At 65.2% G+C, this 10,052-nt stretch carries 9 protein-coding genes; 5 read left to right on the forward strand and 4 right to left on the reverse strand.

Annotation, left to right across the window (positions count from 1 at the left end):
- Positions 1-243 precede the first annotated feature (243 nt).
- From GBG68_RS13630 to GBG68_RS13640, 3 genes are all read right to left on the reverse strand, one after another.
- On the reverse strand, positions 244-552 hold the full coding sequence (locus tag GBG68_RS13630) for an Lpp/OprI family alanine-zipper lipoprotein (RefSeq protein WP_152148296.1): 309 nt from the start codon (positions 550-552) through the stop codon (positions 244-246).
- Between the two features lie 108 nt (positions 553-660).
- Positions 661-1,203, reverse strand: coding sequence for a L,D-transpeptidase family protein (locus GBG68_RS13635; RefSeq protein WP_152148298.1), 543 nt, complete (start codon positions 1,201-1,203; stop codon positions 661-663).
- Positions 1,200-1,442 (reverse strand): glutaredoxin family protein, encoded by a 243-nt coding sequence (locus GBG68_RS13640; RefSeq protein ID WP_152148300.1) that lies wholly within the window; start codon positions 1,440-1,442, stop codon positions 1,200-1,202. Before GBG68_RS13640 ends, GBG68_RS13635 begins: the two co-directional genes overlap by 4 nt.
- Positions 1,443-1,588: 146 nt before the next feature.
- Between GBG68_RS13640 and dusA the strand changes: the two genes are divergently transcribed.
- Positions 1,589-2,593 carry a tRNA dihydrouridine(20/20a) synthase DusA gene (gene dusA / locus GBG68_RS13645; protein ID WP_152148302.1) on the forward strand — a complete coding sequence of 335 codons (1,005 nt, stop codon included), beginning with the start codon at positions 1,589-1,591 and terminating at the stop codon, positions 2,591-2,593.
- A gap of 459 nt (positions 2,594-3,052) precedes the next feature.
- Here dusA and GBG68_RS13650 read toward each other — a convergent pair whose 3' ends face one another.
- Positions 3,053-3,874 (reverse strand): TatD family hydrolase, encoded by an 822-nt coding sequence (locus GBG68_RS13650; protein WP_152148304.1) that lies wholly within the window; start codon positions 3,872-3,874, stop codon positions 3,053-3,055.
- Positions 3,875-4,035: 161 nt separating this feature from the next.
- On the opposite strand from GBG68_RS13650, the gene GBG68_RS13655 reads away from it, so the two are divergent.
- The 4 genes from GBG68_RS13655 to GBG68_RS13670 all read left to right on the forward strand — a co-directional run bounded on the left by GBG68_RS13655 (position 4,036) and on the right by GBG68_RS13670 (position 9,692).
- Positions 4,036-5,607: a class I adenylate-forming enzyme family protein gene (locus GBG68_RS13655; protein WP_152148306.1), complete on the forward strand. Its 1,572-nt coding sequence runs from the start codon at positions 4,036-4,038 to the stop codon at positions 5,605-5,607.
- A 2-nt stretch (positions 5,608-5,609) separates the two neighbouring features.
- Positions 5,610-6,422: a bifunctional hydroxymethylpyrimidine kinase/phosphomethylpyrimidine kinase gene (thiD, locus tag GBG68_RS13660; protein ID WP_152148308.1), complete on the forward strand. Its 813-nt coding sequence runs from the start codon at positions 5,610-5,612 to the stop codon at positions 6,420-6,422.
- Between the two features lie 143 nt (positions 6,423-6,565).
- Positions 6,566-7,033, forward strand: coding sequence for an Rrf2 family transcriptional regulator (locus GBG68_RS13665; RefSeq protein ID WP_152148310.1), 468 nt, complete (start codon positions 6,566-6,568; stop codon positions 7,031-7,033).
- A gap of 292 nt (positions 7,034-7,325) precedes the next feature.
- Positions 7,326-9,692 carry a nitric-oxide reductase large subunit gene (locus GBG68_RS13670; RefSeq protein ID WP_152148312.1) on the forward strand — a complete coding sequence of 789 codons (2,367 nt, stop codon included), beginning with the start codon at positions 7,326-7,328 and terminating at the stop codon, positions 9,690-9,692.
- Positions 9,693-10,052: the final 360 nt, after the last annotated feature.

Here is a 10,052-nt window from a genome sequence, read left to right on the forward strand (position 1 = left end):
GCCTGTTTGAGCGAAGCGAGTTTGCAACCCGCCCCTTTCCGGCGAGAAGCGCAGGGGAGCCCGGCGTAGCCGGGCCAAATCGTGGGCCGCCCCAGGCCGCACCCACCCCGGAACCGGCACCTACGCCAAAAGGCTAGTCACAGGGCCGGCTCCCTATGCCGCCGTTACCCCACCAAAGCTCGATGACTCATAAAAAACCCCGCCGTAGCGGGGTTTTCGAAGCATGTGCATGCAAGCCGTAGCTTACTTGTACATGGATTTCTTGAAAGCGCGCTCGATTTTCTTCTCGTTGCGATCGGCGGAGAACTGAGCCGCCTTGGCCAGGCCTTCGGCACGGGAGGCCATTTCTTTGGCGTCGTTGGCAGCGCTCATGGCCGCTTCAGCCTTGCTCAACGCTTCCTGAGCGGTGGCCTGGGCCTGGTTGGCAGTATCCTGAGCGTCTTCCACCTGCTGAGCCAGGTTGCCGTTACCGTTGGCGGCGCAGCCAGCCAGCAGGCCCAGGGCCAGGGCAGCGGCAGACAGTTTGGAGGCGGTCTTCAGGCTTTCCAACATATTCAATCTCCTTTGCTGTTGTTGTCAGCCATCCATCGTTCAGTTGGCTGATACGTTGGTCATTCTAGAAGCAACAGCCACAGGATGAAAGCCGAATCACAGCCGTTTTCATCGGATAATAACGCGAGTCCCGACTTTCACCAGCGAAGCCAGTTTTTCGATCTCGTCGTTGGTCAGCGCCACGCAGCCTTCCGTCCAGTTGAAACGTCGGTGTATCAAGGGGTCGCCCGCGCCGATACCGTGCAGCCCGATCTGCCCGCCCAGCAGGGTATTCTGCGGTGCTCGGCCGTAGCGCAGGCGTGAATCCAGCACGGTTTGGTAAGCGTCCCGGTCGATCAAGCCGGCTTTCAGGGCTCGTTTGGCATGGGGCAGGGTGGGGTAGTCCAGTTCCAGAAAGATATGGAAGCGACTCTCACGGTTGATGCGGCTGATGCGGAAGGTGCCCAGCGGCGTGGTGTTGTCGCCACGCAAGCGGGTCAGCGCCGCGCCGTTACGGCCGATGGCAATGTTCGGGAAGCGCGCGATGCGCTCCTTGCCCTTGTAAACATGCACCCGCTGGCCCTGGGTGTCCACCAGGACCCAGGCGTCCTCGGCCTGGGCGAGCGGGGCAGCGACCAGAAGCAGCAGGCAGAGCAGCAGCCGGCGGGTCATGAGCGCAGCAAGGTTTCCACCTGCGCCCGGTCGAAGGGCCAGTACAGACGCTCGCCTTGCGGTTGACGCTCCAGCACAGGGATGCTTAGCGCGTAGGCTTCTTCCAGGGCATCATCCCCGGCAATATCCACTTCCCGCAGTGTAACGCCGGCGTACTCGGCGACCGGCGCCGCCAGCTGCAGCGCTTCCTCGCACAGATGACAGCCAAGAGTGCCGTAGAGAATCAGTGTGGAGCTCATGGTGTCGCTCGTGGGTGTTACTTGTTCGCCCGAGACGGGCCGGGCCGGCAGATTGTGCCCCAGCTACGGGGCAGGATGGAACAGCGTCGCCCGGCGTGCTGTGCGCCACAGCGCATTCATGACCCACAGGCCGTATAATCCGCGCCATGCAGACCGAGACCCCGCTCAATCGCCGCCTGTCCGTCGCCCCGATGATGGACTGGACGGACCGTCACGCCCGTTACTTCCTGCGCCTGTGCGCGCCGAACGCCTTGCTCTACACCGAGATGGTGACGGCGGCGGCGGTGACCCACGGTGATCGGGCGTATCTGCTCGGTTTCGACGCCTTCGAACAACCACTCGCCCTGCAACTGGGCGGCAGTGACCCGGTCCAGCTCGCCCAAGCCGCGGCGCTGGGGGAACGGTACGGTTACCGGGAGATCAACCTCAACGTGGGCTGCCCATCGGATCGGGTGCAGGCCGGGCGTTTCGGCGCCTGCCTGCTGAAGGAGCCGGTGCTGGTGGCCCAGTGCGTGGCGGCCATGTCGCGGGCCTGTGGGCTGCCCGTGACGGTGAAGACCCGCATCGGGGTGGACGAGCAGGACAGCTATGAAGCCTTGTGCGCCTTCGTGGAAACCGTGGCGGCTGCGGGTTGCCGCAGTTTCACACTGCATGCGCGCAAGGCCTGGCTGCAGGGCCTGAGCCCGAAGGAGAACCGGGAGATTCCGCCGCTGGATTACCCGCGGGTGTATCGCCTGAAGGCGGATTATCCGCAGTTGGAGATCATCATCAACGGCGGGATCAGCCGGCTGGATGCGGTGCGCGAGCACTTGGCCCGGGTGGATGGGGTGATGATCGGTCGCGAGGCCTACCACAACCCCTATGCGCTGGCCGAATGGGACGCGGCGCTGTTCGGCGATGGCTCGCCGGCGCGCAGCCGCCATGAAGTGCTGGCGGCCTATCTGCCCTATGTGCAGGCGCGGCTGGAAGACGGCCTGCGCCTGCAGGCCATGGCGCGGCATGTATTGGGTTTGTTCCAGGGCCGCCCCGGTGCCAAGGCTTGGCGGCGCTACATCAGCGAGAATGCTCACCGCGCCGGTGCCGGCGTGGAAGTGCTGGAAGAGGCCGCGCGGCGCGTGCCCGAGGACAGCGCGGCGACCGCCGAAGCCTGAGGGGCCGGAAAACAAGGTTCTTCGCGGGTTAGCGGGAGAATCTGAAATGAAAACAGAAGCTGGCGCTGTGGCTCCGGTCTTGTGCCCGCCCGCTGGATCAGGGTGGGGCTTTCCGGGTTCCACGTCTTGGTCCCGTGGAGCGCCCACAGGAGCGTGAAGGCCCTGGGGCGGGTACGGCCGGCGGTGGCCGTCGATGCAGCCGAGCATCGCAGCCGGAAGGGGATCAGCGAGCAGCTTGTTTGAGCGTAGCGAGTTTGCTGCTCGCCCCCTTCCGGCGAGAAGCGCAGGGGAGCGCCGGGCGCTGCCCGGTGCCAAATCGTGGGCCGCCGCCGGCCGTACCCGTCCCAGGGCCCGCGCCAAGCTTGCCCACCCGCCTATCACCACCATCGAGGGATCTGTTGGTTTTCCGCCAACCCGCGAAGAACCGAAAACAAGCCCGCTCCCCCCTGCGGGCGCGGCTCATGGCCGCGCCTGCAGTGCCGTGTCAGCGTCCGGCAAACGGAAAAAACGCCGTGCGTTCCGCGTGCTCATGCGCGCCACGGTATCCGGCTCCTGGCCGCGCAAGCGCGCCACCTCCTGCAACACCCAGGGCAGGTAGGCCGGTTCGTTGACGTTACGCTTGGGGCGTGGGCGTATGGTGCGCGGCATCAGGAACGGCGCGTCGGTCTCCAGCATCAGCCGCTCATCGGGCACGTCGTTCACGGCCTCCCGCAGGGCCTGTCCGCGGCGCTCATCGCAGACCCAGCCCGTGATCCCCACATGCAGATCCAGATCCCGATAGGCCCGGAGTTCTCCGCGATCACCCGTGAAGCAGTGAGCGACAGCGTCCACCAGGTGGTCGCGATAAGCGCGCAGGATGGCGACGAAACGCGCGTGGGCATCGCGCTGGTGCAGGAAGACCGGCAAGCGCAGCTCCGCGGCCAATTCCAGTTGTTGTTCGAAGGCGCGCTCCTGGGCCGGGCGCGGTGAGAAATCCCGGTTGAAGTCCAGACCGCACTCGCCGATGGCGACCACCTCCCGCGCCGACGCCAGTTCCCGCAGCAGGGCCAGCCCCGAGGCATCGAACTCGCTGGCATGGTGAGGGTGGAAGCCCGCCGTGCTGTGAAAGCCCGTCTGGCGGGCGAGCGCAAGGGCGGTTTCGCTCTGGGGCGCGTTGGTGCCGGTGAGGATCATGTGCGTTACGCCGGCCGCCCGGGCGCGCTCCAGTACGCCGGTCAGGTCCTTGCGCAGGGATTCATGGCAGAGGTTCACGCCGATATCGATCAAATGCGCTGTGTTCATGGGACATGATTCTGCCTGTTCAGCCGGCGCACACAAGCCCCGCGCGGTGCGGTGAAATGCCTGGGGGCTTGCGCGGGCACCGGCTGGGACGCAGAATCTGGCTCCACAACATGGGGACGCCGATCCCTGAGAATACCGAATGGAAAAGGGGAGGTTGCCCGATGCCGGGTCCGCTGCACTACGACGATTTGCCGATGAACTGGGTGGGCGACTGGGCAGGGCGGCGCGCCGCGCTGACCCCCCAAAGGGAAGCGCTCCATGACCCGGCCACAGAGCAGCGCTTCACCTACGCGCAGATGAATGATCGGGCGCAGCGTCTGTCCACCTACCTGGTGGACACCCTGGGGCTGGCAAAGGGCGACACGGTCTGTTTCATCATGCGCAACCGCCTGGAGGCGGTGGATCTGTACCTGGCCTGTGGCAAGGCGGGCATCATCCTCGCGCCGCTGAGCTTCCGCCTGCGCAAGCGGGAACTGGACGATTTGCTGGCCCGAATCCAACCCCAGGCCTTCTTTTATGAAGGGCTGTTCGAAGAGCTGGTGGACAGCCTGTCGCTGCCCGAGAGCGTGCGCGGCAAGCTGCGGGTGGAGGACGGCCCCTCGGACTATGACGCGGTGTTGGCCACGGAGCCGCGGGACGTGAATATTCCCCTGGCGCTCAACGACGTGGCTCTTTACATCCACACCGGCGGCACCACGGCCACGCCCAAGGTGTGCATCGTGCCGCACCGGCAGATGGTGTGGAATTCCTTCGATATCCTGATCACCGCCGGCGGGAATATGGGCCAGAGCCGGGAATTGCTGACCTTCCCCTTTTTCCATGTGGGCGGCTGGAATACCTTCACGCCGCTGTACCACTCCGGTGGCCACATTTGCCTGCTGCGTCAGTTCGACCCGGGCCTGGTGCTGAAGCTGATCGCCGAGGAGAAGATCACCCACTTCGGCGCTGTGGAGGCCATGCTGCGTTTCATGGTGGACCACCCGAACTTCGCCGACACCCCGCTGGACACCCTGGACGGTGTTACCACCGGCGGCGCGCCCTGCGCCCCCACCGTGATGAAACCCTTCTTCGATCGCGGCGTGCCGGTGACCCAATCCTACGGCCTCACCGAAGCGGGGCCGTCGAACTTCGCCCACAACGGCATCGACCAGCCGCTATCACAGATCTGGGATCACAACGCCAGCATTGGCACCACCTTTTATCACTGCGATTTCAAGATCATCGAACAGGGCACCCATAAGCCGGTGCAGCGTGGCGAGCGGGGTGTGCTGTGCCTGCGCAGCGCCCACAACTTCCAGGAGTATCTGCACCAGCCCGAACGCACCGACAAGCTCTTTCTGGAAGACGGCTGGGTGTATTCCGGCGACCTGGCCGTGGAAGACGAGCACGGCTATGTGTACATCGTCGGCCGGGCGGACAATATGTTCATCTCCGGTGGTGAGAACGTTTCCCCGGAAGAGATCGAGAACGTCATCAAGGAACACCCCCTGGTGTCCAGTGCCGCGGTGGTCGGCATCCAGGACGAGCGCTGGGGTCAGGCGCCGTTGGCGGCCGTGGTGCTCGCCCCGGGTGCGGAACTGGGCGAGGATGACGTCATTGCGTATTGCAAGGCGGAGCTGGCGAGCTACAAGGTACCGCGCAAGGTTCTTTTCCTCGCCGAGCTGCCCCTCACCGGCGCCGGCAAGACGGACCGCAACGCTGTCAAGGCCCGCTACGAAGCGGAGCAGGGCTGAAGATGCAAGGGCGCGTACTGGTCATTGCCGGCTCGGATTCCGGCGGTGGCGCCGGCATACAGGCGGACACCAAGGCCATTACGGCCCTGGGTGGGCACGCCGCCACGGCCATCACCGCGCTCACCGCCCAGAACACCCTGGGCGTGCAGGGTGTGCACGGCGTGCCGGTAGCTTTCATCCGTGAACAGATGCGGGTCGTGCTGGAGGACATAGGCGCCGACTGCATCAAGACCGGCATGCTCCACAATGCGGAAGTGGTCGAAGCCGTGGCGGCTGCGCTGGCCGAGTTCGCCCCGGAGATTCCTTTGGTGCTGGATCCGGTGATGGTGGCCCAGGGTGGCGCCAGTCTGCTGCACGAGGAAGCCGTGGCGGCGCTGCACGAGCTGCTGCTGCCCCGGGCGGCGCTCATCACGCCGAATCTCCCCGAGGCCGAGGCACTGCTGGGGCAGCCCATCGCCGATGCCGGGGCCATGCCCGAAGCGGCCCGGGCCCTGGCTGCGCTCACCCCTGGTGCGGTACTGCTCAAGGGCGGCCACCTGCCCGGGGATGAGCTGCGGGATGTCCTGCTGGCCGATGGCGAGCTGCACAGCTTCCATCAACAACGTCTGCATACCCGGGCCATCCACGGCACCGGCTGCACCCTGGCTTCGGCCATTGCCGCGGGCCTGGCCCAGGGGCTTGCGCTAAAGCCGGCGGTGGAGCGGAGCAGAGCCTACCTGCGCGCGGCCATGGAACATGCGCCGGGTCTGGGACAAGGCCATGGTCCCGTGGGGCACGGCTTCTGCTGCGTCTATCCGCATCAAGGGAAGCGCTGATCAGGTTTCAAGGCTCTCTGGGGTAGCCACGCGTCCCAGGGAATAGATCAGTGTCTCCTTAGCACAGAAAGATTCATTCTTTGCGCAGGGTTTCCCGATTGCCTTAAGGTAACGGTTCCCCCGCAGCCACCGGAACCCAGCGCATGCGCCTGTCCAGCAAGGGCCGATACGCCATCAGTGCCATGTTACACCTGGCCGCCCATGGCGGCGCCGGGCCGGTGCCGCTGGTAGAAGTTTCGGACTGCCAGAACATTTCCCTCTCTTACGTGGATCAGATCTTCGCCCGGTTGCGGTCCGCTGGCCTCGTTCGTGGTACGCCCGGTCCGGGCGGGGGCTATCGGCTCGCTCGGGAGGCGGGCGCTATCAGCGTGCTGGAGGTGATGTCGGCGGTGGACGGTCCCCGCCGGGGAAAGGCCGGGCAATCCGAGCTGGAAGCGGTCATCTGGGCGGAGCTCGCCGTTGAGCTGGAAGGGTATCTGGCTTCGATCACCCTGGAGGGCCTGGTGGACCGCCCGTCGGTGCGGCAGGCGTTGTTGCAGCAGTACCGCGCCGGGGGCTGGCGCTGCGATGTCTGCGGTGCGTTTTCCCAACGCCAGGTGGCCTGCGGCTGATCATCCCGGTCCCGTAACTCCCTCCCAACGAAGCCCCGATCTGTAGCGCAGGCTGCTCCTGCGCGGAACGGCCACGCTTAAACATGCAAGCTATATACAGCTACATTGCGCGGCGTTATTATTCCCCCATGAAAGATGCACCAACAATGCATCTTCAGAGTATCGGGTTCACAGCAACACAACGAAACGGGGGACCAGATGAACTGGCCAATGCACTCATCGAACCGAACGGCTGCCCGGCAACGGGGTTCTGCTCTTTCCACATACTTCCACGGGCAGGTGGCCGGCAACCATGGGTAAGTACAAGACACTGTGGTGGACCCTGATCGCGGTGCTGGGGGTGACCTTTGCGCTACTGGGGTATTTCGGTGTGGAGGTGTACCGCAAGGCGCCCCCCATTCCCGACCAGGTGATCACCGAAAGCGGTGAAACCCTGATGACCGAAACCAGCATTCTCGACGGCCAGACCGCCTGGCAGTCCGTGGGGGGCATGCAACTGGGCTCCATCTGGGGGCATGGCGCCTACCAGGCCCCGGACTGGACCGCGGACTGGCTGCACCGGGAACTGCTCGCCTGGCTGGAGCTGGCGTCCGAGGAAACCTACGGCGTGCCCTACGATCAACTCGACGGGCGCGAGCAGAACGCCCTGCGGTACGAGTTGAAACAGGCCTATCGCCGCAACACCTGGGATGCCGCCACCGATACCCTGGTGGTTTCCGAGCGACGCGCCCGGGCCATGGCGATGACCGCGGATTACTACAGCCGTCTGTTCGGCGGCGACCCGGCCCTGCAGCCGACCCGTGAGAACTACGCCATGAAGGAGATCACGCTGGCCGACGAGGCCCGGCGTGAGCAAATGACGCACTTCTTCTTTTGGACCGCCTGGGCGGCCTCCACCGAACGCTACCCGGGCGAGGCCACCTACACCAACAACTGGCCCCACGAGCCCCTGATCGACAACAAGCCCACGGCCGAGAACATCGTCTGGTCCATCGCCAGCGTGGTGCTCCTGATCGCCGGTGTGGGCGGGCTGATCTGGGGCTGGGCCTTCCTGCGCAAGGAGGGCGAGGAAGAACCCGACGCGCCCGCCCGCGACCCGCTCACCACCTTCGAGTTGACCGCCTCCCAGCGCTCCCTGGGCAAGTACCTGCTTGCCGTGGTGGGGCTGTTCACCCTGCAGGTGTTCCTGGGCGGCTTCGTCGCCCACTACACGGTGGAAGGGCAGGGCTTCTACGGGATTCAGACCTCGGACTGGCTGCCGTACTCGCTGGTGCGTACCTGGCACATCCAGGCGGCGATGTTCTGGATCGCCACCGGTTTTCTGGCCGCGGGGCTGTTCCTCGCCCCCATCATCAACGGCGGCAAGGATCCGAAGTACCAGAAGCTGGGCGTGGACATCCTGTTCTGGGCACTGATCCTGGTGGTGGTCGGCTCCTTCGTCGGCAATTTCCTGGCCATCAACCAGCTGATGCCCGCCGAGTGGAGCTTCATGCTCGGGCACCAGGGCTACGAGTACGTGGACCTGGGCCGCTTCTGGCAAATCCTCAAGGTCGGCGGCATCGCCTTCTGGCTGGTGCTGATGATGCGGGGCATCGCCCCCGCGCTGCGCCAGGGCGGTGACAAGCACCTGCTGGTGCTGCTTACCGCCTCGGTGGTGGCCATCGGGCTGTTCTACGGCGCGGGGCTGGCTTACGGCGAGCGCACCCATATCTCCATCATGGAGTACTGGCGCTGGTGGGTAGTGCATCTGTGGGTGGAAGGCTTCTTCGAGGTCTTCGCGACCACGGCGCTGGCCTTCATCTTCTGCAGCATGGGCCTGGTCTCCCGGACCATGGCCACCGCGGCGGCGCTGGCCTCGGCCTCCTTGTTCATGCTCGGCGGCGTGCCCGGCACCTTCCACCACCTGTACTTCTCCGGCACCACCACGCCGGTGATGGCGGTGGGGGCGACCTTCAGCGCCCTGGAAGTGGTGCCGCTGGTGGTGCTGGGCTACGAGGCCTGGGAGAACTGGCGTTTGAAGTTCCGCGCCCCCTGGATGCGCAACATCAAGTGGCCGTTGTACTTCTTCGTGGCGGTGGCCTTCTGGAACATGCTCGGCGCGGGGGTGTTCGGCTTCATGATCAATCCGCCGATCTCCCTCTACTACCTGCAGGGCCTGAACACCACGCCCACCCACGCCCATGCCGCGTTGTTCGGTGTCTACGGCTTCCTGGCGCTGGGCTTCGTGCTGCTGGTGCTGCGCTATATCCGGCCGCGCCTGGTCTTCAACGAGAAATTGATGAAGACCGCCTTCTGGTGGCTCAACGGTGGCCTGGTCCTGATGCTGTTCACCAGCCTGCTGCCGGTGGGCATCTTCCAGTTCGTCGGCAGTGCCTCCGAAGGGCTCTGGTACGCGCGCAGCGAAGCCTTCCTGCAGCAGCCCATCCTGGTGACCCTGCGCTGGGTTCGCACCCTGGGCGATGTAGTGTTCATCGTCGGCGCGGTGGCGGTGACCTGGCAGGTGGTCAAGGGAGTGTTCTTCCCGGATGCGCCGGAAACCGCGGGCCTGAGCAAGGCGGCGAAGCAGGGCTCGCCGGCTCTGGCCGGCGGGGATGCGATGCTGGCCGAAGCGCCCGAGGCCGACAGCGTCTGCTGTGGGCAGTGCGGAGGCAATACCTGAAGCGCCACGGCAATGCCGCCGGAGAAGGCGGTACCCATCATGCACTAAAAGCCCCGCGCCTCGGCGCGGGGCTTTTTTGGGTTCATCGCGGATTAGGGGGAAACCACCAATTCATTCCTGGCGGTCCGAAAAGCATGGGGATACACGCCTGAACGTCGGTGGCTGCTTCTCGATCCAGCGGGAAACAAAGCGAGACCGCGCTTGCGCTTCGCAACGGCGCGAGCGCATCTCTCCCCGCATTCAGCGGTGGAGCTTGCGCCGACGGATGGGGTTCCGGGGTGGGTGCGGTCTGGGGCGGACGTCGATGCAGCCGAGCATCGCAGCCGGAAAGGGAAAAAGCGGGTTGCCTGTTTGAGCGAA

The sequence above is a fragment of the Alkalilimnicola sp. S0819 genome, from assembly GCF_009295635.1.
Taxonomy (GTDB): domain Bacteria; phylum Pseudomonadota; class Gammaproteobacteria; order Nitrococcales; family WHIW01; genus S0819.